The organism is Capillibacterium thermochitinicola (assembly GCF_013664685.1).
Taxonomy (GTDB): Bacteria; Bacillota; UBA4882; order UBA10575; family UBA10575; genus Capillibacterium; species Capillibacterium thermochitinicola.
Genome location: NZ_JAAKDE010000009.1, coordinates 1 through 24,815, shown reverse-complemented (window position 1 = coordinate 24,815; position 24,815 = coordinate 1). Strand labels below are relative to the sequence as shown.

Below are 24,815 nucleotides of genomic sequence, written 5' to 3'. Positions count from 1 at the left end.
GCTAACGGAATATTTTTTCGATCAGCCGTTGCCAGCGTCGCCGCCAGACCGGTAAAGCGAAATGTTGGGCGACCGCCCGGGCGTTATCTCCTAAGTGACGCCGTTCTTCCGGTGAGTTAATCAGATCCCGGATCACTTCAATCAATACTTCGGCGGATGGATTGATGATGATGCCGTTATGATCATGGATGACGAGATCGGCGAGGCCGCTGTTTTGGCCGACGATCACGGTTTTACCCAAGGACATGGCGGCCAGGCATATCATATCGGTTTCCTGGAAACTTTTGCCCGGCAACAGCACAAGATCCGCCTGCTTCAAGATTTTGCCGGTAACCGGTTCGGTAATTAAAAGACGGCGGGGATGCTTTTCGGACCATTCCGTCAGATACTTGACTGTAGCCGCCGGGCCGGCATTTGCCAACTGAAATTCGATACGGTCATCCATCTCCAGCAATGTTTCCATGGCCCGGATGGTTTCGCTGATTCCAGCTTCAGGGGTGAGGGGGCCGGGGAAAAGGATCCGGACCGTATTTGTGCATGACTCCGGCGCGCCCGGCCTCGCGGCGACGGGGGCTTCTTCTTCTGCCCAGGCGGGTATGAAGTTCGGCAGATACTCGAAGGTATTATACAGTCCGGGCCAGGTGGCGGTGGCCCAGTGGATGAGACCGCTCTCGACGGTGACCACCTTTTGGGGGGCGCGCAAGGCCATCCAGAGGCGGCGCTTCCACTCTTCCCGTTCCGCTTCGGTCGGTAATTTTGCTTCAAATAACGGATCATCCCAGGAGATGCCATGGGCTACAGCGATGGACGATTCGTGGACCTGCGGGTAAGCCAGGATGAGGTCGAAATAGATACACCAGTCAAATCCGTGCGCTTTTTCGTAGAAATCATCGGAGGTGGCGGGCCAGGTGAGAAGCTGGGCTCCGTCCCGCAGAACGCCAAAGACCGGCACCTCCGGAAGCAGTTGACTATGCCAGCCGTTTCCCGGTTGAAACCAGGCCGCTTCATAACCGAGATCCAAGAGTAATTTGGAGAGTTCGATGGCATACTGCCGCCGGTAATCGGAGACGAATTTCCGGGCTAGGGGGTCCATTAATTTCAATGTGGCGATGGCAACGGATCCTTTACGCATCGATTTCACCTCGGTGTTTATCGAAAAACGGCTTCAATCACCTTACGCCAGCGGTGTTTCCATTTTTCCAAGGAGAAGGCTTCCGATACGGTTTTGGCGTTTATACTCAGCCTCTGTCTCAGCTCGGGATCTTCGATCAAACGGGCTAAAGCTTCCATCAATGTCCGGGTATTCAGCGGCCGGAGCAATAAGCCGTTATATTCGGGGATGATCAGATCGGTAAGGCCTCCGGTGCAACCGGCGATGACCGCGCAGCCGGATGCCATGGCTTCCAGACAGGATAAGGAGGTTCCTTCGGAAGCTTTGGTCGGGATGATGGCGATGTCCATTTGCCGGTAAATCTCGGGCATTTGGTGGGGAGGACGCCAATAATAATAGACCTGTTCATATCGGCTGGCCCAGCGCAGCAGCTCACCTTCGTGATGGTCGTTATGGCTGCGCCCGACAATATGAAACTCAGCCTGGGGATATTTGGCCGCCAATTTTTCGATGGCGGCGATCGTTTCGTAAATTCCCCGGACGGAAGTTAGCCGGCGCGGATAAAGAATCCGCACGGTTTCCCGGGGTACTTTTTCTTTTAGCGGGTAAAAACTATGCAAATCCACAAAATTGGGGATATAGATCATTTTTTCGCTTAATCCGGGCCAGGTGGCATTGATATACCGGATCGTTGCCGTATCGCAGGAAACGATCGCTGCGGGGCGGTTTAAAGCGCTCCACCAACGGTAACGCCATTCCCGGCGATGGCGTTCGGTGGGCACAATCCTTTCCCAGGTGGGATAATCCCAATAGATGCCGTGGGAGATGGAAATACTTTTCTTAAAGGCCTGCGGGTAAGCCAATAAGGTACTGAAATAAACGGCAAAATCGATCCGGTTGGCCTGTTCATGGAAAGCATGGTTTAAGGCCGGGCAAGTTTGGTATTCCGCCTCACCCATCGGGATGCTGTAAAGGGGAACTCCCGGAAGGATTTCCTGTTCCCAACCGGAGCCGATCTGCCACCACTCCACGTGGTAACCCATCTCCAGCAACAGCTTGGTAAATTCAATGCCATAACGTTCCGCGCCGCCGTAGATCATCCGGTTGCCGTCGTTATGGATGTGGTATGAGGTGAGAATGCCAACTCTGCCTTTACTCATCGGGATCACCTTATGCATAATATGCACAAGAGCCGGTTCCGGGGAACCGACTCTTGTGCGAATTGACGAAATTACTCGACTGATACGGCGACGAAAACAAAATCCGTATTGAGCGCTTTTCCCAACAAGGTAGGCCCGCTTTTGGTCCCCGGCAAACCGACGGATATGTTGACCTGGGCGTCGGCCGCCGGAGCAAGGCCGGAGATGACCTTTTGGTCAATGAGCCCGATAAAGCTGCCGATATATTGTTGGGTTGGTGCCGGGTCTTCCGACAGGAATACGCTGACGGTCAGCGCGTTAGCCAGGAGGGTTGCTTCCCGGTCGGTCGTCCCGGATGCCGGTCCCCAGTCAGCGGTTAAATAGACATCGGCATTGACCTGGCCTGTATTAGCGACGGCGATCGAATTAGCGACGACATCGCCGGCTTCGATCGTTTCATCGATGATCGCGGTGGTAGGGTTAATCGAGATCGCAAGGTCATACGTCTCCAAATCATTGTTTAGATTTGTCTGTGCAAAAGTAAATGGCATATAAATCACTCCAATGCTTGGATTTTAGGCTTCAATATAAAAATATGAAAATATTATCTGAAAGGTACTTGAAAAGGTACTTATAGCAGCCTGAGCATTTGGTATATTTTAGGCCGGGCTCTTGGCCATGGCTGCCATCTGTTCCCGGTGCTCAAGGAGCGGTCCGGACGGGGATTGATTTTACTCCGGGGCGGTGCGGAGTCAGGAGGGATTGGCGCGGCGGTGACGAAGATCCGAGGGTAATTGGGTTTTTCGGGGGGAAACTAAATTGCGTCGTGAAAAACCAGGGATGGGGGCGTGTGGAAGAATGGCGTTGTCAAAAGGTGAGGCGCAAAAGCGGATTGGCGAGTTACGCGAAGAACTGAACCGCCACAATTACCTTTATTATGTCTTGGACCAACCGGAGATCAGTGATGCGGAGTACGACCGTTTATACAGAGAACTGGTGGCTTTAGAAGAGCAGTATCCCGACTTGATTACGGCCGACAGCCCGACCCAACGGGTCGGCGGGGAACCGGCGGCCGGTTTTCGCAGCACCCGCCACCGGATCCCGCTTTTATCCTTGAATAATGCCTTTAGCGAACAGGAACTGCGCGATTTTGACCAGCGGATTAAACGGGCAGCCGGCTTGGAGGATCCGGCATATGTGGCCGAGTTAAAGATTGACGGGTTAACCGTCGCCCTTACCTATGAGGACGGTGTGCTGGTGCAGGGGGCGACCCGGGGCGATGGGGTGACCGGGGAAGAGATTACCGCCAACATCAAAACGATCCGGACCATTCCCTTGCGGCTGCGGGGTAATCCCCCCGGGCAGGTAATCGTCCGCGGCGAAGTCTACATGAGACGGGCCGATTTTACAGAATTGAACCGGGTCCGGGAAGAACAGGGGGAAGCACTCTTCGCCAATCCCCGGAATGCGGCGGCCGGATCGCTCCGGCAGTTGGACCCGAAGGTCACCGCTTCCCGGCGGCTGGATGCCTTTTTTTATGATCTGCTTTGGTGGGAAGGGGCCAGGGACGTACCCGCCACCCAGTGGGAGGCGATCAACCAGCTTAAAGAGTGGGGCTTTAAAGTCAACCCGGAATCGGCCTTATGCGCTTCCATCGAGGAGGTAATTGCCTATTGCCGCCGCTGGGCGGAGAAGCGCTTTGCTTTGCCCTATGAGATCGACGGGATTGTGGTTAAACTGAACTCCCTGGCCGCCCAGGAAGCGCTGGGGTCGACCGCGAAAGCACCCCGGAGTAAAGTGGCTTTTAAATTTCCCGCTGCGGAAGTGGAGACCAAAATTGAGGACATCATGATCAGTGTGGGCCGGACGGGGGCCCTTACGCCCTTGGCCTTGCTCACTCCGGTCCAAGTCGGCGGTTCTGTGGTCAGCCGCGCGTCCCTTCATAATGAGGATTACATCAGGGCAAAAGAGATCCGGATTGGGGATCCGGTGATTATCCGGAAGGCGGGGGAGATCATCCCCGAGGTGGTGCGGGTGGTTAAGGAGAAGCGCACCGGGGAGGAAGTGGAGTTTAAGTTTCCGCAGGCTTGCCCGGTTTGCGGTGCGGCGGTAGCCCGGGATCCGGACGGGGCGGTGATCCGTTGTCTGGGGGCGGCCTGCCCGGCCAAGCTCCGCGAGTTTATCCTGCATTTCGCTTCCCGGTCGGCGATGAATATTGAAGGCCTGGGGCCGGCCATTATCGACCTGCTCCTGGAGAAGGAGCTGATCAAGGACCCGGCTGATTTATATAGTCTGAAGTTTGATGACCTGGTGACTCTGGAGCGCTTCGGGGAGAAATCGGCCCGTAATTTGCTGGCGGCCATTGAGCGCAGCAAAGAGGTACCCTTTGCCCGTGTCCTTTACGCCCTGGGGATCAGGCACGTCGGGGCGGAGATGGCCCGCCGGCTGGCCAATGCCTTTGGGAGTATGGACCGGCTGCTGGCGGCAACACCGGAAGAACTGATGGCGGTCCCTGAGATCGGGGCCACCATTGCCGCCAGTATTGCGGCTTATGCCGCGGAAGCGCAGAACCGAAGACTGATCGAAAAATTGAAAGCCGCCGGGTTGCAGATGACGGCGGCCCCGGAGGCGCCGGCCGGCGCGTTGCCGCTCAGCGGTAAGACCTTTGTCTTAACAGGAACCCTAGCGTCGATGACCCGCCGCGCGGCGGAAGAGGCTATCCGGCGTTTGGGCGGAAACCCCGGTTCTTCGGTGAGCCGCCGCACCGATTATGTGGTGGTGGGCGAGGACCCGGGGTCCAAGTACCAAAAAGCTCAAGAGTTGGGGGTTCCGATCTTGACGGAGGAGGAGTTTGTCCAGCTGTTACAGGATTATGCCGGACGTGAAGAAGAAAAATGAAATTCAAGTCACTGGAGTAAACGACTCCGGCAGGATAATGCATAACATGAGCGATGGGAAGTATTTTTCTAAAGCAGCAGGGGAAGGAGTAGGCCGATGGTTCTCACCAAGGAACAAGTACGGGCCTTGGCGGAAATTGCCCGGTTGGGGGTGAGCGAGGAAGAGCTTGCCGTTTTAACGCCCGCGATCAATCGTACTTGTCAATACATTGTTGCAATCCGGGAAGCCCCTGTACCGGAGGGAATAACGGATGTGCCGCCGGGCGAACCGGCCAACCCGGGACGGGAGGACGAGGTACAGCCCTCCTGCTCCGGGAGGCCATCCTAAGCAATAATCCGCAGCAGGCCAGGTTTTGCCATCAGACGCCGCGGTTTTTCGAGAACTGATCCTTTATAATATCTGGACGTGGAACGGAGAAGGGGATCACGCATGGAGCTTACCAAGATGGATGTAGTTGCCTTGCGAAAGGCGCTGGACCGGCGGGAAATATCAGCGGTGGAGCTGACCACCTACTATTTGGACCGGATCGCGAAGCTGAATCCGGAGCTTAATGCTTTTATTACCGTCCCGCGGGCGGAAGCCCTCCAGATGGCGGCCGCCGCCGACCGGCGGATCGCCGCGCAAGAGAACGTCTCGGCCCTCACCGGGATTCCGGTGGCGATCAAGGACAATATTTGCACGAAAGGGATCCGGACGACTTGTGCCTCACGCCTGCTGGCGGATTTCTATCCCATTTACGATGCCACGGTGGTCGCCAGGTTGAAAGAAGCCGGGGCGGTGTTGATCGGCAAGACCAACCTGGATGAGTTTGCCATGGGTTCGGCAACGCAATATTCGTTTTACGGGGTAACGCGTAATCCCTGGGACCGGGACCGGAGCGCCGGCGGTTCCAGCGGCGGTTCGGCGGCGGCCGTGGCCGCCGGGATGGCGCCCCTGGCTTTAGGGAGCGATACCGGCGGTTCGATCCGGCAACCGGCGGCTTTTTGCGGAATCTGGGGGTTAAAACCGACCTACGGACGGGTTTCCCGCTACGGTTTGGTCCCCTATGCCCCGTCCTTCGACCAGATCGGGCCGCTGGCCTCAAGCGGACGGGACCTTTTCCTTTTGTTCCAGGCGATTGCTGGTTACGATTCCTTGGATCCCACTTCCCTCCCCGGCCAGGCTGGCATGGACGGGGAACTTTCCCGTTCGATCCGGGGCTTACGGGTGGGGCTCCCCCGGGAATTTTTCGGGGCGGGGTTGGACACCGGACTTAAAGAACGGGTCTTGGCGGTGGCCAGGGTTTTGGCGGAAGCCGGTTGTGAGCTGGTGGAGCTTTCCCTGCCGTCCGTGGCGTACGCGGCGGCCACTTATTATCTCCTGGCTTATGCGGAAGCCAGCTCCAGCATGGCCCGGTACGACGGGGTTCGTTTCGGGAGCCGGGAAGAGGCCGACCAGGGAATCGCGGGGATGATGACCGCCCCCCGGCAGGGTTTGGGGCTGGAGGTAAAACGCCGTATTCTGTTGGGAACCTATTTTTTAAGCCCCGGGTGCTACGAAGAGTATTACCGGCAAGCACAGAAGGTCAGGGCCTGGATGAAGCAGGATTTTGCCGCCGCGTACCGCTGTTGTGATCTGCTCTTAACCCCGACGACGGCGGCACCGGCCTTCCGGTTTGCGGAAGAAGCAAGGGATGAACGGGCTTTGCTTTTGACGGAACAATATACGGTGGCGGCCAATTTAACGGGCTTCCCCGCCCTGTCCTTCCCCTGCGGCCGGATTAACCACTTACCGGTAGGGGCGCAGCTGATGGGTCCGGCGGGGACGGAGACCCTTTTGATCCGGGTGGCGATGGCTTATGCGGAGCGGGCATGACGCATGAAAACAAAGGATTGCCAAATTAAGTTAATAATTTAGTTAAGATGAATATTTAACCGCGTTTAATTAAAAAAAATAAATTCCGTTGAAAATTGCTTTTTCGTGAAACATAAGCCAGGCGGAGCCCGAATACACTAAAAAAGAGGAAAAGCAGCAATAGCGAAACGTTGCTTTCTCCCGTTTCAGGGAGGAGCCGGGTACAATTTGCTGCTTTTTGTTATAAATATCCATAATTCCTTGACGAGCGCGGAAAAACAAGATAAAGGATTTTTGGCTTTTATCTCAAATGTATAATGTTGATATGTATGGAGGGGAGAATGAATGTTAACAAATTTGGCAAAGAACCAGGAAGAAACGGTGTCAACTTCCACTGACGCGCAGGCGGCAGACGAATTGTTGAAGATCGAAAATCTTCATACTTATTTCCATACGGAAGAAGGCATAGTCAAAGCAGTCAACGGTGTCTCTTTCGATCTGCGCCAATCTCATGTTTTAGGAGTGGTCGGCGAAAGCGGTTGCGGAAAAAGTATGACCGCCCTCTCGGTGATGCAACTTCTCCCTGAACCAAAAGGGAGGATCCACGCGGGAAAGATCCTTTACAACCGCGGGGAAAAAGGGGTTATTGATCTGGCGCAGCAAGACCCGCGTGGCCCCGTGATGCGCAGTATTCGGGGAAATGAGATCGCCATGATCTTCCAGGAACCGATGACATCATTAAATCCGGTTATGACCATCGGGGAGCAGATTATGGAAGTCGTGGAACTCCACCGCCAAGTTTCGCGGAAAGAAGCCTTGGCGATCGCCACGGATATGATCCGGAAAGTCGGGATCCCCAGTCCTGAACAGCGGGTGAAAGAGTACCCCCACCAGCTCAGCGGTGGCATGCGACAACGGGTAATGATTGCGATGGCGCTTTCCTGCAACCCCCGCTTGTTAATCGCCGATGAACCGACGACGGCGTTGGATGTGACCATTCAAGCACAGATCCTTGATTTAATGCAGCGGTTGCAGGAAGAATACCGGATGGCGATTATGATGATCACCCATAATTTAGGGGTGGTGACCAAGATCTGTGACGAGGTCGTCGTTATGTACCTTGGGCAAGTGGTGGAGCGGGGAACGGTCCGCCAGATTTTAAAGGAATCATTACACCCCTACACCATTGGTTTGGTGCGGTCGATCCCGACGATCGGGCCGCGTCATGAACGCCGGTTGACGCCGATTCCGGGCGTGGTGCCCAATCCGACCGCGGCTTTACCGGGATGCGCTTTTCAGGACCGCTGTGACCGCCGGATGGCGATCTGTAGCGAAGAACCACCCACGGTGGAAGAGAACGGACATCAGGTGAGGTGTTGGCTTTATGGTAAGTAACCAGATAACGAACAAAGATCCACAGGAACAAATTATCCTGGAAGTAAAGGATCTGCAGAAATATTATCCGATCCAGCGGGGTGTTTTTCGTTCGACCGTTGGTCATATTCGCGCCGTGGATGGGGTGAGCTTTAGCGTGCGCGCTGGCGAGACCCTTGGTTTGGTCGGGGAGAGCGGCTGTGGGAAGACCACCACGGGCCGGTGTATCATCCACTTGGAAAAACCAACCGGCGGGGAGATGTTTTTTTATAAGGATGGGGTTAAAACCGCGATTACCCAGAAAACCATCCGGAACCTCCGCCGTGATCTGCAGTTCATCTTTCAGGATCCTTATTCCTCGCTGAATCCCCGCATGACGGTGGAACAGATTGTGGCCGAGCCTTTAATCACCCATGGGCTCAAGAACAAAACCGAGCTGCGCGACCGGGTGGTTGAACTCTTGACCGCCGTTGGTCTTTCCGGGGACCATCTTCGCCGGTACCCCCATGAATTCAGTGGCGGCCAGCGGCAACGGGTGGGGATTGCCCGCGCCTTGGCTTTAAAACCGCAATTGGTCATCTGCGACGAACCGGTCTCGGCGTTGGACGTTTCGGTTCAAGCCCAGGTCATTAACTTGCTCCAGGATTTACAGGAACAATACGGCCTGACTTATCTGTTTATTGCCCATGATTTGAGTGTAGTTTATCATATTTGTAACCGGATCGCCGTAATGTATTTGGGACGGATTGTGGAACTGGCGGAGGTGGATGAACTATTCGCCAATCCGAGACACCCCTACACGGAAGCGCTCTTTTCCGCCATTCCGCTTCCCGATCCGGACAACCAATTGGAACAGATTATTTTGGAAGGGGATGTGCCCAGCCCGGCCGACCCGCCCAGCGGGTGCCGTTTCCATCCCCGGTGTCGTTATGCCCAGCCCATCTGCAGCCAGGAACAGCCTGAGCTTCAGGCGCTGGCGGGGAGTGAAAACCATTTGGTGGCCTGTCATTTCGGAGAAAAACTGTCCTTGCGCGGGCTGAAAATTGCTTAAAATTAAACAACAACAACTTAAGGCTTTGGTTTTACAACATAAGGCTTTGGGCTTTATGATATGGAATGATAAGTATCGGATGGGGGGTGGTTAAGGGAAAAAAAGTTGATTCTTACCGTGACAGTTTATTTAAATTTTGGAGGTGTGAAAGATTGAAAGGTAAAGTTTGGTTATGGGTTATTCTCGCGCTTGTAGTGATCGTGGCCGGGGTAGTCATCTGGACCGGTCAAGGCCCGAAACAGGCGGGAGGGAGCCAGAGCGTCAAGTTCGATCCGAACATCTTTGTTTATGTGGGGGCCGGCGATGCGGAAACGCTTGACCCGTCGAAGGCCTACGATACGGCTAGTTCAGAAATTATCTTTCAGTATTACGACAATTTAATTGCTTACAAAGAAGGAAGCCTGGATGAGTTCGTGCCGATGTTGGCAACCGAGGTGCCCTTGGTGGCGAACGGCTTGATCTCCCCGGACGGGAAAACCTATACCTTCCCGATCCGGAAAGGGGTTAAGTTCCATAACGGCGCCATTTTAACCCCGGAAGATGTGGAATATTCCTTTGAACGGAATATCCTGGCTGATCCGACGGGCGGCCCGATGTGGATGTTGATTGAGCCCTTGTTTGGCGTAGCTACGATTAAAGATCTGGCTTGCCAGATTGCCGGCGTTGATTCCTTTGAGGAAGTCGACGAAGCCGGGCTCGTGGCTACCGCGAAACGCGTGATGGACGCGATCGAGGTCAAAGGGGATAACGTTGTCTTCCATCTGCATGCTCCATATCCACCGTTCTTGTCGATCCTTGCCCGGAACTCCAGCTGGTCGGTGATCCTCAATAAAGAATGGATGATTGCCAACGGGGCTTGGGACGGCAAACCGGAAACCTGGATTAAATGGCATGACCTACCCACCGAAGAACAGACTCTCTTTGACAAAGCGATGGGGACCGGTCCATACAAACAAGTGGAGTGGGACCGCAGCAACAGTAAGCACACGATGGAAGCCCATGCCGATTACTGGCGGGGACCGGCCAAGATTAAGACGGTGATCGTCAATAACGGTGTGACGGAGTTTAACACCAGAAAATTGATGTTGCAAAAAGGCGAAGCGGACGCGATTTATGTTCCTGTTGAAAATTCTCCGCAGTTGGAGGGGATGGAAGGAGTAACGATCATCCGGAACCTCCCGCGGTTGAGTAACGTGTGCGCCATCTTCAACCAAGAGATCAACGCCGTGGACAACGAGTTTGTCGGCAGCGGCAAGCTGGATGGGAACGGAATTCCCCCGGATTTCTTCTCGGACATCAATATCCGGAAGGCTTTCTGCTATGCCTTTGACTACGAGTCCTTCATTAAAGAAGTGGTCCTGGGTGAAGCCTCTGTTCCCTATGGCGTCATTCCGTTGGGCTTGAGTGACTTCTTCGATACCAACGGTCCGCGTTATGAATATAATCTGGAGAAGGCCACCGAATACTTTAAGAAAGCCTTCAATGGCGAAGTCTGGGAGAAAGGCTTTAAACTCACTCTGGTTTGGAACATTCCCAATACCACCCGCAAGACCGCATGCGAGATCTTAGAGCACGGAATTGAGTCGATTAACCCCAAATTCCAGGTGGAAGTTCAAGGAATGGAATGGGCGACCATGTTGCCGCGGCGCCGCGAAGGGCGTTTACCGATGGTCTTCATCGGCTGGCTGGCCGACTTTGCCGACCCGCACAACTTTGTCTACCCATATCTGCATAGTAAAGGCGATTTCATGGCCTTTACCGGTGAAATTGGCCGGAAGTTTGCGGAGGCCGAGTTTGATGAACTGGTTAACGCCGGGATTAAAGAATCCGACCCGGCCAAACGGAAGGCGATTTACACCGAACTGCAGAAGAAATCGATTGAACTGGCACCCCATCTCATGCTTTATGATGCCTATGACCGCAGAGCACATCGGGATTGGGTGAAAGGGTATGTCTTTGATCCAATCTGTCCGGCGTTTTACGATTTCTATGCCCTTTCCAAGAGCCTGGATAATTAGAAAAAAGACCTTTTGCAAGCGGGGGCTCAAGGAAGCCCTTGGGCTCCCGCTTGTTATATTATTTTCAATGCGGTAGGTGTAGTAGATGCTCTCTTATATAGTTCGGCGCTTGTTATTCTTACCGGTGGTGCTCTTTGGGGTGACCGTCCTAATCTTTGCGCTCATCAGTACGCTGGGGCCCTGGACGCGCGTGGCCACTTTTGTCCCGTCACCTGACGCCGAGCGCCATGTGGATCTGGAGGCGATCATCCGGAAATACAACCTGGATGACCCGCCCCTCAAAATGTACCTGCGATGGGTGAACAATCTCCTGCGCGGCAATTTGGGCTGGTCCCAGTCCAGCCATATGACGGTGAATGAGGCGATCGCCCGCCGTTTCCCGGCGACGTTGGAGCTGACACTGTTTGCGGTGATCCCCGTTATTCTTGGGGGGATCTTTTTGGGCGTAATTTCAGCGGTAAATCATAATAAACCCATCGACCATGCCACCCGGGTGATGGCGATTACCCTTTGGTCCATGCCCGACTTTGTGCTGGGCTTGGCCGTGCTGATGGTGGGCTTTGGCATCTTGGGTTGGTTCCCGCCGGGGCGTTTAAGTGCCTGGGCCGAACTGGAGATCCTGAGAACGTCGTTCCGTTCTTATACGGGGATGCACACCATCGATGCCCTTTTGAACCTGCGCTTCGACATTTTTTGGGATGCTTTGCGCCATATCATCGCGCCGGTCTTTACACTGGCCTGCTTGTGGTGGGCTTTTATGCTCCGGATTACCCGTTCCAGTATGTTGGACGTCTTGAATCAGGACTATGTCCGGACCGCGCGGGCAAAAGGCTTGGACGAGAAGACGGTCATTAGAAAACACGCCTTGGGAAACGCGCTGATCCCGGTGACCACCGTGGCCAGTAGCATGCTCCTGGGGTTGTTGGGCGGGGTGGTAATTGTGGAAACGGTCTTTAACTACCCCGGACTGGGCCTCTTGACCTCGACGGCGGCGACGCGGTTGGATGTGCCGTGTGTGGTCGGGGTGGCGCTCTTTTACGCCGTTATTTTAGTCGTGGTTAACTTGGTCGTGGACGTATTGTATTCAATCATTGACCCCCGAGTACGATTGGAGTAGGTGTGAAATGAATATCTTTAGACGACTGGTGAAAAACCGCATCTCGCTTTTTGGCCTGATTTTACTGTTGTTTTTTGTGGTCGTAGCCATTGCCGCACCGTGGCTGGCTCCACCGAAGGAAGGCAGTGATCCATACCGGATTCCGCGCCGGGGTTGGACGCTGGAGCCGACTCCGCCCTCGGCCCAATATCCGCTGGGATTAACCCAAGGGCAGTATGATATTTATTACGGACTGGTCTGGGGGACGCGGACGGCATTTCGGGTTGGCATCATCGTCATTGCTTTCCGGGCCCTCATCGGCATTATCCTTGGTTCGATCGCTGCCTACTACGGCGGAATACTGGATGAAATCCTCATGCGGTTTACCGATATCTTCATGAGTTTCCCCTATTTAATTGGGGTGGTTGTTTTTGTCTCCATCTTTGGACCGGGTTTAAACAATGTGATGATTCCCTTAATTGCGCTGGGTTGGATGCCCTACGCCCGGATGATCCGGGGCAACATCTTGGCGGTGAAACAAGAGGAATATGTGCTGGCGGCCAGGGCCATCGGGGTCAGCGACTTTAAGATCATTACCCGGCATATTCTGCCCAATTCCATCTTTCCGGTGCTGATCCAGGCTTCGATGCAGATCGGTTCCATTGTCATCAGCGTTTCGGCCTTGAGTTTTCTCGGGCTCGGTGCGCCCGAAGGTTATGCCGACTGGGGGCAGATGCTTAGTTTTGCCCGGAACTGGATGCTCGGTGACCAGGGTAATGTGCTGAAATACTGGTTTACGGTGGTTTATCCCGGTCTGGCCATGGTCCTCTTTGTCCTTTCCTGGAATTTGATTGGCGATGCCTTCCGGGATATTATGGACCCGCGGATTCAGGCCTAGAATGAAGCCAGGATAAAGTTTGCTTTTTGCGTTTTTATCCCCTTTGTTTTTATACATACTTCATTTTTTCTTGGGTAAGGCTAAAAGAGAAACGGAGGGGATGAAATGCAGAAAAGAAACTGGATTATCCTGTTGGCTTTTCTTTTGACGGCAATATGTGTGGTACCCGCCGGCGCCAATTGGATCTATACGGTACGGCGGGGAGATACTTTGTTCCGAATTTCACGCCGGGTCGGGGTGAGCGTCAACACTTTACGGAGCTGGAATGGTTTATGGACGGATCATCTCCGGGTCGGGCAGCGGCTCACCATCCCGACGCAGACCACGGCCAGGGCAGCCGGGGGATCCCGCGCCGGTGTCGACCGTTATTTACTCGCCCGTTTGGTCCATGCCGAAGCGGAAGCCGAACCATACAGCGGTAAAGTAGCCGTGGCCGCGGTCATCCTGAACCGGGTCGAGAGCCCCAAATTCCCGAATACTTTGGCCGGGGTAGTTTTCCAACCTTTAGCCTTTGAGTCGGTGGCCAACGGCCGGATTTACAACAATCCCAGCAGTGAGGCGATCAAAGCCGCCGGCGATGCGATCAACGGGTGGGACCCAACCGGCGGGGCGTTGTACTTTTGGAACCCGTCGAAACCGGTCAGCCGCTGGATCTGGACCCGACGCATCATTGCCCGCATTGGACGGCATGTCTTTGGCCTCTAATTTCACCCGCAACCGGCTTTCCGTTTAAAAGCTGGCTGGCGGGGAAATAATAGGCAAGAAAGGTCCGGTTCGAAAATAGGACTAAAACAGGGGTGATGATCGATGGTGAACTGGAACAGCGGGCTGCTGCGGATGGTTTTTACCTTCCTGAGCCTCTTTTTCCTGGCTTATGTGTTGCCGGGGCTCTCCGCCTATACCGTGACCCATCTCTTGGTGGTCAGTATCTTGTCGGCTTTCTTGGCGACCATTGGGGAAACCGTCGTCCTGGCCGATACACCGATGAAAAAGGGTTGGCTCCTCTTCGGTGTTACGGCTTTGACCATCTATTTTTATGCTTTTGTCTTCATGCGGGAGCGCCTTTCGGCGGTCAGCGTGTTGTTGGCCGCCGGGCTCGTTGCCGTTCTTGATTACCTGCAACGGATACGCGTGGAAGCGGGTGCCGGACGGGATGTAACCGGCGAAGGCCAGGCGGAGCCCGGCCCCGAGCAACAGGAATAATAAACCGGTTGATCATGGCGGGCATTTCCGCTAGAATAAATAAGCAACAAACAGACGAAAACATTCTGGGATATGCGACGCTCTGCTTTTTGAACCTACAGCATTACGACGGGAGATCTATATTTAAACGTGGATATCGGGCCTCATTCAGTGCAGAGGAGGATAGAAGCGTTTGTGCGATCACCCACCTATCCGCAGGATAGGTGTCAAAAAACAGACGACGGTATCCTGGTTTTTTTATTACCCAATAAATCGCGAAAAGATTATCCCGAATAGATAAAGGAAGAAAGCCCTCCCCGGGCAGGGAGGGCTTTTTCTTTTGCCTTTTGCAAACATTTGTTTGGCAAAAAAGAGGATCGGGGTCGGCTTTGCCCAATTATATACGAAAGTGAAAAAACGGAGGGGTTCGATGGCGCGGATTCGCTGCCTGCATTTGGCCGATCTCCACCTCGGCTGGGCACCCCGGGACTGGGGGGGCCGGGAGGCCGAACGGCAACAGGAACGGGATAGCTTATTAAGAAAAGCCGTTGATCTGGCCCTTGATCCGGCGGCCCAGATCCAATTGGTTTTGATTGTCGGCGACCTCTTTGAGTCCCATCGCCCGCCGGCGGACCTGGTCGCCGGCGTCCTGGCGGAACTGGAACGGCTGGTGCGCGCCGGACTTCAAGTGGTGACGGTACCCGGGAATCATGATGAGATTACCTACCACGATTCGGTGTATCGTAAGTACGGCCGGGAGTGGCCGGGCCTTTTGGTGACCAACCCGCACCCGGAACGGATTGGGGTGCTGACCCTTGGCGGAACACCCTGTTATCTCTATAGTCTGGCCTATACCGGCGGTTTAACCGGGGGAACGGAGCCGCTTCGGGATTTTCCCCGGGGCACGGAAGATGGGCTGCACGTGGCGATCTTCCATGGCTCATTGGACTGGATGGCCGGCGAGCGCAGTCTTCCCCTGTCGACGCAGGGCTTGGCGGAGGCCGGTTATGACTATGTGGCACTTGGTCATCTCCATCAACATCAGGTTAAAACAGTAGGCAATACCTTGTTTGTCTACCCGGGCATGGTCGAGGGAAAGAACTTGAGCGACCCGGGAACCGGATTCTTTACCGTGGTCGAGCTAGGCGCAGGTGCGCCGCGGGTTGACAAAATACCGGCGCCGGTCCGGCCTTACCGGCAGGTGACGCTGGATGTGACCGGAATGGACGATGGCCGATTGGGAGAGGAAATAAAAAAGATGGCCGATCCCGAGGCCGTGGTGGATTTTCGGCTCACCGGGGTCCTTTCGTTCTTACCCGATTGGGCGCTCCTGACGGAGCAACTGAAGCGACAATATTTTTACTGCGAAGTACGGGATGAGACCGCCTTTCTTGATCCGGCCATCCTCGAAAAGTGGGCCGAAGAACCGACTTTACGGGGGGCTTTTTTACAGCGGATGTTAAGACGGATGGCGGCGGCCGCCACCCCGGAAGAACAGCGCCGCAACTATCTGGCCATGGCAAAAGGCATTGCGGCTTTACAAGGGGGGAAAGCCCGTGGGGAACGTTAAGTTTGACCGGGTACGTTTGACCGGGTTCGGTCCCTACCGGGAAACTACAGAATTTATCTTCACCGATGGGCTTAACGTCTACGTGGCCCCCAACGAGTCCGGAAAATCAACTTTGGTCGCCGGGATCACTGCTTTGCTCTTCGGTTTACCCCAGACTACCGACCCCACGGTTTTTGGGCAAGCCCGTTACCTGAACTGGGATCACCCCCTTGGTTTCGAGGGCGAGTTGTTCTGGCGGGTTGACGGGGAAAGCTACCGCCTGCGGCGGAACTTTCAAAACAACCAGATCTCCCTCGCCCGGCTGGAAAACGGTGAGTACCGGGAGATCATCGGTGGAACCCATAATCCCCGGGCCCAGCGGCGTAACCTGCGTTATGAGGAGAAACTGAAAGCATTAATTGGCCTCAATTCCCAGGGCTTGTTTGAAGCTACTTTTTGTCTGACCCAACCGCTCCCGGAGGCCGATGAGCTGGACGGCCGGGTCCAAGAGTTGCTTTCCGGTACCGGGGTGGGGTTTAAGTATGCCACCGACCAACTGGCCAAGGAGTTACGGGAGCTCACCCGTTTCACCGGCCGCCGGGGTGTGACGGCCAAGGATGCTTTTGAACCCCGCCTCTTGGAACAGTTGGCGGCGGAGATTGAAACGACGAGAGCGGCGATTGCGCGGGACCGGGAGCTTGTCGACCAGTTGGAAGCGGTCCGGAAGCGGTTGGTGGAAAAGGAGAACGCCCGGGGGAATCTGGAGGAAAAACTGGCGGCGCAGGAACGGATGTTAAACCTCTGGAGCCAGTGGCAGCAATTGAAGCAGAATTACGAGGCGGCGCGGCAGGTCTATACCCAGGTGCAGAAGAGTAGGGAACAAGCGCGGGAGTTAGATGCGACGCTGCGCCGGATCGAGGAAGAAAAGACCGCTTATCACTGGGGGCCGGCTGTACCGCCCGAAACGGCGGCGATCCTTGGTGAACTGGAGGCCATCGTTCAGCAAAAGACCCGGCTGCACCAGGGGATTTCCGAGTTGGAAGCAGAAAAGGGCACCGTCCTGGCGGCCGACCAGAGGACCGGTAATGTCGTTTCCGGTCCGGACTGGTCAGCCCTGGGGCCCCAGCCCGTGGCGGTAGTGGAGAGGCGCCGCGAGCAAGCGGCGGAGGCGCTCGCCTTCTGGGCCGAATGGGAGCAGTTGGAAGCGGCGGTGGCCGAGAACTGGCGGGTCCGGGCGGAAGAGTACTCATTGTTTGAAGGGGCCGATCCGGAACTTGTTGAAACGTTAAAAGTTTGTGAGTCCCGGCGGGCCTATCTCCGTTCCGTGTTGGAAAATGCCTCTTTGAAATGGGAAAACGCGAAAGCGGAACGAAGACGGCTTGACTACCGGCGGCACCTCCGGCTGGTTTTGGCGCTCGGTGCCGCGGCCGCCGGTGGTGGGCTGGCCGTCCTTTGGGCCGGCGGGCGTGCCGGCCTCCCCCTCGCGTTGCTGGCCGGTGTGCTGCTCGGTGCCGCCGGCGGTTATCTGGCGGGTTGTCTGTTCCTTCCCGCTGGGTTACGGGCGCAGGTCCAGCAGGAAGTGGTGAAGAATGAGGCGCAGGTTAATGCGGCTAAGCGCGCGATCGATGAATTCGAAGCACGGGTTAAACCATTTACGGACCGCTACCCGGAGGTGGCGGCCGCCGTCCGCCGGTGGGAAGATTTGGTGGACGAAGGTGAAGAACTGGTCCGCCGGCAACAGGAGTTACGCCGCCGGGAGCTGGGGGCCTACGCCGGCCCGGTGGCGCAGTGTCCCTTGACAGCCGGTGGGTTGCTTTTGAACGGGCGCTGGCCCGATTTGTTCTCCTTCGCGCAGGTGGTGGCCCCGGACGAAGATTTGACCTGTCTGGGCGAACTGGTGGCCTGGCTGGCGGAGAAACCGGCCCGTTGGTGGCAGCAGTTACAGGCGGAAGCCACTGCTTATGAAGAGGAACAGGCCCGGCGGCGCCGGCAGGAGGCCCGGCAGGAGGCCAACGAAGAGTATCTGGCAAAACAACGGCAGCAACTGGCCGCCTTGGCGCAAAGGGAAGAAGAATTACGGGGCCGGATCGACCCGCTCCTGACGGCGGCGGGCGGCGATTACCAGGAGGCGAAAAGGCTTTGGGCCAACTGGCAGGAGCTGGAGCAAAAAGAGGAGAAAGCCCGTGCCGCCCTGGAGAACATCCTGGCGATCCATAGGGTTAATTCCTTGGCGGATCTGGAAGCCAAAAGCGATGACGCGTTCCTGGAGGCGCAAACGCTCCTCAGTGAACGCCAGAAGTTGGTCGCGGCCCACCCGGGCCTCGCCCAACTGGAAACCGCCACCGAACCGGAGGCGATTGAGGCCGGTTATGCCCGGCGGCGGGAAGAAGTTGCCCGCGCCCAGGCTGAATTGCGCGTCCTTGATGAGGAGATTCGCCGGCTCACCATGGAGCTGGCCCGGCTGGAAGGCCAGGAACCGGTGAACATCGCCCGGGCCGAGGAAAAATTGACGGAGCTTACGGCGCGCCATGCGGAGGTTGAACTGACTTGCGACGCCCTTGCCGTCGCTTATCAGGAATTGACCGCTGCGATCCATGATTTTCAGAGCACTTACCGCCGCCGCCTGGCCGCGGCGACCACCGAATATTACCGGGGCATCACCGGGTTCAGTGGACGCCGGGTGGAACTGGATGAAGCCTTCCGCGTGACCGTGTCCATCGACGGACGGCCGGTGGCGCCGGGCCAACTGAGCCACGGGGCCCGCGACCAGTTGTATATCGCCCTGCGCCTGGGCATTGCCGATCTTTTGGCCACCGAGGCGGTTTTGCCTTTTGTTTTCGATGATCCGTTTTTAAACTGCGATGCGGAGCGTTTGAACAAAATCCGTGCTTCATTGCAGCTGCTGGCCGCCGAACGGCAAGTGATCCTCCTTTCCCACCGGGTTGATTTTGCCGCCTGGGGGGAGGAGTTGGTGGTCAGGAGGCTGTCTTGAGCGGCCGTTAATTTCGTAAGGCGCAAGACCCGAAAGGGTCTTTTTTTTGTAATAGTAATTTTCGGGATAAGACCGGATTTAAGCATAAAAAAGATGTTGGGTCGATAGTAATGGCAAAGGGGAGATTTGTTCATAAAGGAGGGGGAAAGATGGAATACTTGGCACGAATCACTTTGGAGCACCAGGGAATCCAGGAAATGCTCCAGGTCCAAAAGGAACTGAACCAGCGACTGAAGAAAGCCAAGGGGGTTAATATCGTGCATCTGGAGAACACACTCCGTTTTTGGCGGGACTTTCTCGCCCAGGAACATATGAGTTGGGAAGAGGAATTTGCCTTTGCCCTTTACCGTAAATTGAACCATGGTTTACCCGAGCGTTTGCAGGGTGACCACGAACGGATCAAAGCCGCGCTGGCGAAACTGGAGGCCACCATCAAACCTTTAAGCAGCGGCCGGCCTAACGCGGGCCGGGAGTTTGTACGCTGGGGTGAAGAGTTCACGGCGACGGTAACCGACCATCTCGCCCGGGAAAATACGGCCCTGCTGGCGCTAAAGGGGCAAGGGGAGACGGGGCAGGATCTGGGGGGCCAACCGGAAGACGCACCCTGGGACCGGTTGCGACAGCTGGTTCAGGTGGCCGATGAGCTTTGCCAGGAATATCTGCAAAGACCAAGTGCTCTCCGGAGCCGGCAGGAAAACATGGTGGCCGTGGAGGAAGGACCGGAACAGGACCGGGAACCGGGACCGGTGGAGACCGGTGGGATTGAAGGACCGCCCGAAGCCGAAACAGGTGAAGCCTGTTCACTTTAAGCGGTAGTCAACCGCGTCTCCTGAAAATTTTTGGCCCGAACAGATTTCGGGCCTTTTTGGCCGGTGGAAATCTGGTATAATACGGGGAGAAGGAAGCAAAAAAGTTAGACCAGGAGCCAAAACGATGCACTATTGGGCCGATCTTCACGTACATTCACGCTACGCGATGGCCGCCAGTAAAGAGATCACCCCCGAACAACTGGTCTTTTGGGCGCGCCGGAAAGGATTAACGCTCATCGGGACCGGCGATCTCACCCACCCCGGGTGGCGGGACGAGCTCCGGACCAAACTGGAAGAGGCGGAAGAAGGCCTCTGGCGTTTGAAACCGTCCTGTGAGCTCCCGCCCGGTTCGGACCTGCCGATGGCCCCGACGGTCCGGTTTGTCCTGGCGGGAGAGGTCAGCACCGTATATAAAAAGGCGGGGAAAACCCGGAAGGTCCACCATCTGATCCTGTTGCCCCATTTTGAAGCGGCGGAGCGTCTTGCCGGCCGCCTGGAGCGTTACGGCAACCTGCACAGTGACGGGCGGCCCACTTTGGGATTGGACAGTCGTGATTTATTGGCCATTACCCTGGAGGTGGCTCCCGCGGCGGTGCTGATCCCGGCCCATATCTGGACACCCCATTATTCGGTGTTCGGAATGAAGACCGGCTTTAACAGTCTGGAAGAGTGTTACGGGGACTTAACCGCTGAAATCCATGCCGTGGAGACCGGATTGTCCTCTGATCCGGCCATGAACCGCCGGCTCAGTATACTTGATGATTACGCCCTTGTCTCCAACTCGGACGCCCATTCCCCAGCCAAGCTGGCCCGGGAGGCAACACGGTTCGAAACCGAACTCTCTTTTTCCGGCTTGCGGCGGGCGCTCCGCCGTCCGTTTCCGGGGCTAATGGGAACGGTTGAGTTTTTCCCGGAAGAAGGAAAGTACCATTGGGACGGGCACCGGGCCTGCGGGGTGCGCTGGTCTCCCCAGCAGACGATGGCTGCCGGGGAAAGATGTCCGGTCTGTGGACGCCGGGTTACCGTCGGCGTACTCCACCGGGTGGCGGTCCTGGCCGACCGGGCGGAGGAAGGACAACCCCCGGCGGCCCGTCCGGCGGAAAGGTTACTGTCCTTATCCAAAATTATTGCCGAAGCAGAACAGGCGGGAGAAGGAACGAAAAAAGTCCAGCGTCTGTACGACCGGATGCTGGCGACCCACGGTCCCGAATTGAGTATTCTTCGGGAGGTTCCCCTCGAGGACTTAGCGGAGACGGCCGGGGTGCGGGTGGCCGAAGGAGTACGCCGGGTACGCCTGGGCCTGCTTAAGGTTACCCCCGGGTACGACGGGGTGTATGGTACGGTTGAAATTTATTAAAGCAACCCACCCGGAAGGAAGTTGTACAGGAAGGAAGTTGTCAGTTGCCAAAGGCAGATGAATTGTCACCGGCCCACTGGGCTTACCTGGGCGATGCCCTCTACGAGGTTTATGTGCGCGAACAATTGGTACGGGACCCGGCTTACCGCAATACGGGCGAACTGCACCGGGAAGCCATCAAATATGTACGGGCGGAGGCCCAGGCCCGGATCGTGAGTTACATCACCCCCCGCCTTACGGCGGAAGAGCGAGAGCTGATCCGTAAAGGACGGAACCAAAAATGCGGGCATATTCCGGCCCACACCAATGCGGTGACGTACCGTTACAGTACAGCCTGGGAGAGTCTCCTCGGTTATCTGTACTTGACGGGAAGGAAAGAACGCATGGCGGAGTTGATGGCGGCCGGTTTTGCTTATTTAAAAGCAGAACAGGAGAGAGCAACACCACAAGCCGGGTCGAAGCCCAAAGCCGCCCGACAGGAGGGAGAAACATGGAAGTAAAGCTCTTAAGCCATACGCCCGAACCGGAGCGGGTCGTCGCCACGGCGGCGCGGCTCTGCTATGCCCCACAGGCCGCGGAGGAAGTGTGGGCGGGGTTTACGCCGGAGAAACAACAGGAATTTATCGATAAGCTTGTGGACTACGGCCACCTTTCCCCCTTTGAGCATGTGGCTTTTACTTTTGCCATCACCGGGGTGAGCCGGGCTTTAAGCCACCAGTTGGTGCGGCACCGGATTGCTTCCTATTCCCAGCGATCCCAGCGTTACGTCAACGAAGCCGCTTTTGCGGTGGTCGTTCCTCCTACGGTGGCGGCCGATCCGGTGGCGCAGGAAGAGTTTATGCGGGTGATCGGGCAGATCCAGGCCGGGTATAACCGCCTGACGGCGCTGGGGATCCCGAAGGAGGATGCCCGTTATTTACTGCCGAATGCCTGCCAAACCCAGTTGATCATGACGATGAACGCCCGGAGCCTGTTGCATTTCTTCAGCTTGCGTTGTTGTCGCCGGGCCCAGTGGGAGATCCGGGCATTGGCCTGGAAGATCCGGCAGGAAGTGATCAAGGTCGCTCCCCTGCTCTTTCGGGAAGCGGGACCGGCCTGCCTGGTCCAGGGCAAATGCTCCGAAGGGGCGATGACCTGTGGCCGGCCTTATACGCGGGAAGAGGTTGACGGAGAGGCTTAGGGAAGATCGGATGGACAAATGGGGCTGTCAATTGTCTTGGCCAATTTGTACGGTTTTAGATTAAGCTTTTGTGTTCTATGATCTGTCCGGTGTCCGCGGGGCTGCGGGCAGGATAATCTTCATCCAAAGAGGTGGAAGCGGATTATGGCGGCGCAAGAACGGGGAGAATGGCTGGAAGGGCGAAATCCGGTCTGGGAGGCACTGCAGGCCGGAAGGAAACTGAAAAAAGTGTATATTGCGAAGCAGGCCCATGGCCCACAGGTAAGCGCCATTGTCGCCTTGGTGCAGGAACGGGGGATCCCGCTCGAATATTGTGAACGAAAGGAATTGGACCGCCTGGCCACCACGGGTCGCCACCAAGGGGTCATGGCGTTGGCGGAGCCGCTGACCACCGTAACCGTGGACAACCTGTTGGCTCAGGCCCGCGCCCGGGGCGAAAATCCGCTCCTGGTGTTGTTGGATGGCGTCGAGGATCCCCACAATGTGGGGAGCATCATCCGGACGGTGGAGGTCGGTGGCGGTCATGGGGTCATCCTGCCGGAGCGGCGGTCCGCCGGTTTAAACGCAACGGTGCTGAAAGCATCGGCCGGCGCGGCGAATCATCTTCCGGTGGCGGTGGTTAAAAATACAGTGCGCGGGATTGAAGAGCTGAAAGCCAAAGGTTGTTGGGTGATCGGTGCCGACCAGGCCGGGGATAATCTCTGGACGTCAACCTTTGACTTGACGTTGCCGCTCTGCCTGGTTCTGGGCAGCGAAGGGAGAGGCCTTTCCCGGTTGGCCAAGGAGAAATGCGACCTCCTGCTGCGAATTCCCATGCAAGGGCGGGTTTCTTCGCTTAACGTTTCCGTAGCGGCGGGAATTCTGCTCTACGAGGTACTCCGCCGTCGCCGTCCACATGACATACAGGAGAAGGATTAAACCCGGTCCAATATTATGTAATTAATCCAGCTAACGGCGGTGAAGATAAGCAATTTGCCTTGACGATTGTAATGGCCTGTTGTATAATGTTCAGTAAATGGGACATGTTATATCTTTTATTTTGTCTGGAGGCGATGTTCGTGGGGGCCAATCCGCAAAAAAACTATGAAGTTTATGATAATATGATGGATGAGGCAATTGTCGAAGCCGCCAGGCAAGGTAATATCGGTGCCCAGGAGTACCTGATTAATAAATATAAAAATTTTGTCCGTGCCAAAGCCCGTTCTTATTTTTTGATCGGGGCTGACCGGGAAGACATCATCCAGGAAGGGATGATCGGCCTTTATAAAGCGATCCGGGATTTCCGCCATGATAAGTTGGCTTCTTTCCGTGCTTTTGCCGAACTTTGTATCACCCGCCAGATTATCACGGCGATTAAAACGGCGACCCGCCAGAAGCACATCCCGTTGAACTCTTATGTCTCATTGAACAAACCCATTTATGACGAAGAATCCGACCGGACCTTGATGGACGTAATCTCCGGGAACAAAGTGACCGACCCGGAGGAGTTGGTGATCAGCCGGGAAGAATATGTGGATATTGAGAATAAGATGGGTGAATTTTTAAGTGATTTGGAATGGCGTGTTTTGGTTTCGTATCTGGACGGCCGTTCTTACCAGGAGATTGCCCAGGACCTGCACCGGCACGTCAAATCCATTGACAATGCGTTGCAACGGGTGAAAAGAAAGCTCGAACGTTATTTGGAAAAAAGGGAAGAGAGCAACTTTAAAGGCTAACGCCAGAAATCGCCAGGAATGGTCCATAAAATAAGTGTTGACATAGAAACGAAGCTGTAGTATAATCATTTTTGCGATTGACGGAGGGGTACCCAAGTGGCCAAAGGGGGCAGACTGTAAATCTGTTGCGTGATCGCTTCGAAGGTTCAAATCCTTCCCCCTCCACCAAATAATATAAAACCGCGGGGTGGAGCAGCTGGTAGCTCGTCGGGCTCATAACCCGGAGGTCGAAGGTTCAAATCCTTCCCCCGCAACCAAGAGCCCTCATAGCTCAGTAGGTAGAGCGCATCCATGGTAAGGATGAGGTCACCAGTTCGATTCTGGTTGAGGGCTCCATTTTATTTATTTTCTTTTCCCGGTTGAGAACGGAACTGTGGGTAAAAAGCAGGAACAAAAAGTTACATAATTATAACAAAATTGAGGGCAAGCAAAGACTATCGAATCCGGATTAAAGATGGTCTTTTTCTTTTTATGGACGGTTGGAAGGGAGTAAAGAGGCGGCTGAATGGAGAATCTATGCTATAATGATGAAGGAATTTTATGTTTTTAGGAGAATAAAGAGTTATTTGCGTTACCCATAATGGTTCATAAAGGAGGATCAGAAATGGCAAAG

Annotated in this window: 21 protein-coding genes, 3 tRNA genes and 1 other RNA gene; 22 read left to right on the top strand and 3 right to left on the bottom strand. The window is 55.6% G+C overall.

Features of this window, described 5'->3' with window-relative positions; all coding sequences use genetic code 11:
* Position 1: 1 nt before the first annotated feature.
* From G5B42_RS04840 to G5B42_RS04830, 3 genes are all read right to left on the bottom strand, one after another.
* The gene (locus tag G5B42_RS04840; protein WP_181339327.1) at positions 2-1,132 is read right to left on the bottom strand and encodes a glycosyltransferase family 4 protein; all 1,131 of its coding nucleotides are present in this window, start codon (positions 1,130-1,132) and stop codon (positions 2-4) included.
* 17 nt (positions 1,133-1,149) lie between these two features.
* Positions 1,150-2,271, bottom strand: coding sequence for a glycosyltransferase family 4 protein (locus G5B42_RS04835; RefSeq protein ID WP_181339326.1), 1,122 nt, complete (start codon positions 2,269-2,271; stop codon positions 1,150-1,152).
* A 71-nt stretch (positions 2,272-2,342) separates the two neighbouring features.
* Complete coding sequence (locus tag G5B42_RS04830) at positions 2,343-2,801, bottom strand: hypothetical protein (RefSeq protein WP_181339325.1); 459 nt, start codon at positions 2,799-2,801, stop codon at positions 2,343-2,345.
* 307 nt (positions 2,802-3,108) lie between these two features.
* On the opposite strand from G5B42_RS04830, the gene ligA reads away from it, so the two are divergent.
* The 22 genes from ligA (at position 3,109) to G5B42_RS04720 (ending at position 24,538) form a co-directional block, all read left to right on the top strand.
* The gene (gene ligA, locus G5B42_RS04825; protein ID WP_181339324.1) at positions 3,109-5,148 is read left to right on the top strand and encodes an NAD-dependent DNA ligase LigA; all 2,040 of its coding nucleotides are present in this window, start codon (positions 3,109-3,111) and stop codon (positions 5,146-5,148) included.
* Positions 5,149-5,244: 96 nt separating this feature from the next.
* On the top strand, positions 5,245-5,475 hold the full coding sequence (locus G5B42_RS04820) for an Asp-tRNA(Asn)/Glu-tRNA(Gln) amidotransferase subunit GatC (RefSeq protein ID WP_181339323.1): 231 nt from the start codon (positions 5,245-5,247) through the stop codon (positions 5,473-5,475).
* Positions 5,476-5,577: 102 nt separating this feature from the next.
* On the top strand, positions 5,578-7,002 hold the full coding sequence (gatA, locus tag G5B42_RS04815) for an Asp-tRNA(Asn)/Glu-tRNA(Gln) amidotransferase subunit GatA (protein WP_181339322.1): 1,425 nt from the start codon (positions 5,578-5,580) through the stop codon (positions 7,000-7,002).
* Positions 7,003-7,326: 324 nt separating this feature from the next.
* Positions 7,327-8,376 (top strand): ABC transporter ATP-binding protein, encoded by a 1,050-nt coding sequence (locus G5B42_RS04810; protein WP_181339321.1) that lies wholly within the window; start codon positions 7,327-7,329, stop codon positions 8,374-8,376.
* Positions 8,366-9,406, top strand: a complete 1,041-nt coding sequence (locus G5B42_RS04805; protein ID WP_181339320.1) for an ABC transporter ATP-binding protein — start codon at positions 8,366-8,368, stop codon at positions 9,404-9,406. Before G5B42_RS04810 ends, G5B42_RS04805 begins: the two co-directional genes overlap by 11 nt.
* Positions 9,407-9,558: 152 nt before the next feature.
* A complete protein-coding gene (locus G5B42_RS04800; RefSeq protein WP_181339319.1) occupies positions 9,559-11,424 on the top strand; it encodes an ABC transporter substrate-binding protein in 1,866 nt (621 codons plus the stop codon).
* A gap of 85 nt (positions 11,425-11,509) precedes the next feature.
* Entirely contained in the window at positions 11,510-12,541 is a 1,032-nt protein-coding gene (locus G5B42_RS04795; RefSeq protein WP_181339318.1) for an ABC transporter permease, read from the top strand.
* A gap of 7 nt (positions 12,542-12,548) precedes the next feature.
* The gene (locus tag G5B42_RS04790; protein WP_181339317.1) at positions 12,549-13,418 is read left to right on the top strand and encodes an ABC transporter permease; all 870 of its coding nucleotides are present in this window, start codon (positions 12,549-12,551) and stop codon (positions 13,416-13,418) included.
* 105 nt (positions 13,419-13,523) lie between these two features.
* Positions 13,524-14,123 carry a cell wall hydrolase gene (locus G5B42_RS04785; RefSeq protein WP_181339316.1) on the top strand — a complete coding sequence of 200 codons (600 nt, stop codon included), beginning with the start codon at positions 13,524-13,526 and terminating at the stop codon, positions 14,121-14,123.
* Positions 14,124-14,225: 102 nt separating this feature from the next.
* Positions 14,226-14,621, top strand: a complete 396-nt coding sequence (locus tag G5B42_RS04780; RefSeq protein WP_181339315.1) for a hypothetical protein — start codon at positions 14,226-14,228, stop codon at positions 14,619-14,621.
* Between the two features lie 59 nt (positions 14,622-14,680).
* A non-coding RNA gene (gene ssrS / locus G5B42_RS04775) (6S RNA) lies at positions 14,681-14,860 on the top strand.
* Positions 14,861-15,009: 149 nt separating this feature from the next.
* Positions 15,010-16,170: a metallophosphoesterase family protein gene (locus G5B42_RS04770; protein WP_331274045.1), complete on the top strand. Its 1,161-nt coding sequence runs from the start codon at positions 15,010-15,012 to the stop codon at positions 16,168-16,170.
* Entirely contained in the window at positions 16,157-19,141 is a 2,985-nt protein-coding gene (locus G5B42_RS04765; protein ID WP_181339313.1) for an AAA family ATPase, read from the top strand. The genes G5B42_RS04770 and G5B42_RS04765 overlap by 14 nt, the downstream gene beginning before the upstream one ends.
* Before the next feature lie 149 nt (positions 19,142-19,290).
* Complete coding sequence (locus G5B42_RS04760) at positions 19,291-19,950, top strand: hemerythrin domain-containing protein (protein ID WP_181339312.1); 660 nt, start codon at positions 19,291-19,293, stop codon at positions 19,948-19,950.
* Between the two features lie 124 nt (positions 19,951-20,074).
* Positions 20,075-21,307 (top strand): endonuclease Q family protein, encoded by a 1,233-nt coding sequence (locus G5B42_RS04755; RefSeq protein WP_181339311.1) that lies wholly within the window; start codon positions 20,075-20,077, stop codon positions 21,305-21,307.
* Between the two features lie 44 nt (positions 21,308-21,351).
* Entirely contained in the window at positions 21,352-21,807 is a 456-nt protein-coding gene (locus tag G5B42_RS04750) for a Mini-ribonuclease 3 (protein ID WP_181339310.1), read from the top strand.
* The gene (thyX, locus tag G5B42_RS04745) at positions 21,798-22,487 is read left to right on the top strand and encodes an FAD-dependent thymidylate synthase (protein WP_181339309.1); all 690 of its coding nucleotides are present in this window, start codon (positions 21,798-21,800) and stop codon (positions 22,485-22,487) included. The genes G5B42_RS04750 and thyX overlap by 10 nt, the downstream gene beginning before the upstream one ends.
* Before the next feature lie 144 nt (positions 22,488-22,631).
* Positions 22,632-23,405 carry a 23S rRNA (guanosine(2251)-2'-O)-methyltransferase RlmB gene (gene rlmB, locus G5B42_RS04740; protein WP_181339308.1) on the top strand — a complete coding sequence of 258 codons (774 nt, stop codon included), beginning with the start codon at positions 22,632-22,634 and terminating at the stop codon, positions 23,403-23,405.
* Between the two features lie 134 nt (positions 23,406-23,539).
* Complete coding sequence (gene sigH, locus G5B42_RS04735) at positions 23,540-24,202, top strand: RNA polymerase sporulation sigma factor SigH (protein ID WP_181339307.1); 663 nt, start codon at positions 23,540-23,542, stop codon at positions 24,200-24,202.
* A gap of 82 nt (positions 24,203-24,284) precedes the next feature.
* A tRNA-Tyr gene (locus tag G5B42_RS04730) sits at positions 24,285-24,370 on the top strand.
* A gap of 13 nt (positions 24,371-24,383) precedes the next feature.
* Positions 24,384-24,459: transfer RNA gene (locus tag G5B42_RS04725), tRNA-Met, on the top strand.
* 3 nt (positions 24,460-24,462) lie between these two features.
* A tRNA-Thr gene (locus G5B42_RS04720) sits at positions 24,463-24,538 on the top strand.
* Positions 24,539-24,815: the final 277 nt, after the last annotated feature.

Excerpts from the sequence above, each read along its gene's own strand:
- G5B42_RS04810 (WP_181339321.1), top strand. The coding sequence starts at position 7,327 with ATGTTAACAAATTTGGCAAAGAACCAGGAAGAAACGGTGTCAACTTCC.
- sigH (WP_181339307.1), top strand. The coding sequence starts at position 23,540 with ATGTTCGTGGGGGCCAATCCGCAAAAAAACTATGAAGTTTATGATAAT.
- rlmB (WP_181339308.1), top strand. The coding sequence starts at position 22,632 with ATGGCGGCGCAAGAACGGGGAGAATGGCTGGAAGGGCGAAATCCGGTC.
- G5B42_RS04820 (WP_181339323.1), top strand. The coding sequence starts at position 5,245 with ATGGTTCTCACCAAGGAACAAGTACGGGCCTTGGCGGAAATTGCCCGG.
- gatA (WP_181339322.1), top strand. The coding sequence starts at position 5,578 with ATGGAGCTTACCAAGATGGATGTAGTTGCCTTGCGAAAGGCGCTGGAC.
- G5B42_RS04790 (WP_181339317.1), top strand. The coding sequence starts at position 12,549 with ATGAATATCTTTAGACGACTGGTGAAAAACCGCATCTCGCTTTTTGGC.
- G5B42_RS04795 (WP_181339318.1), top strand. The coding sequence starts at position 11,510 with ATGCTCTCTTATATAGTTCGGCGCTTGTTATTCTTACCGGTGGTGCTC.
- G5B42_RS04840 (WP_181339327.1), bottom strand. The coding sequence starts at position 1,132 with ATGCGTAAAGGATCCGTTGCCATCGCCACATTGAAATTAATGGACCCC.
- G5B42_RS04785 (WP_181339316.1), top strand. The coding sequence starts at position 13,524 with ATGCAGAAAAGAAACTGGATTATCCTGTTGGCTTTTCTTTTGACGGCA.
- ligA (WP_181339324.1), top strand. The coding sequence starts at position 3,109 with ATGGCGTTGTCAAAAGGTGAGGCGCAAAAGCGGATTGGCGAGTTACGC.
- G5B42_RS04805 (WP_181339320.1), top strand. The coding sequence starts at position 8,366 with ATGGTAAGTAACCAGATAACGAACAAAGATCCACAGGAACAAATTATC.
- G5B42_RS04755 (WP_181339311.1), top strand. The coding sequence starts at position 20,075 with ATGCACTATTGGGCCGATCTTCACGTACATTCACGCTACGCGATGGCC.
- G5B42_RS04760 (WP_181339312.1), top strand. The coding sequence starts at position 19,291 with ATGGAATACTTGGCACGAATCACTTTGGAGCACCAGGGAATCCAGGAA.
- G5B42_RS04835 (WP_181339326.1), bottom strand. The coding sequence starts at position 2,271 with ATGAGTAAAGGCAGAGTTGGCATTCTCACCTCATACCACATCCATAAC.
- G5B42_RS04780 (WP_181339315.1), top strand. The coding sequence starts at position 14,226 with ATGGTGAACTGGAACAGCGGGCTGCTGCGGATGGTTTTTACCTTCCTG.
- G5B42_RS04830 (WP_181339325.1), bottom strand. The coding sequence starts at position 2,801 with ATGCCATTTACTTTTGCACAGACAAATCTAAACAATGATTTGGAGACG.
- thyX (WP_181339309.1), top strand. The coding sequence starts at position 21,798 with ATGGAAGTAAAGCTCTTAAGCCATACGCCCGAACCGGAGCGGGTCGTC.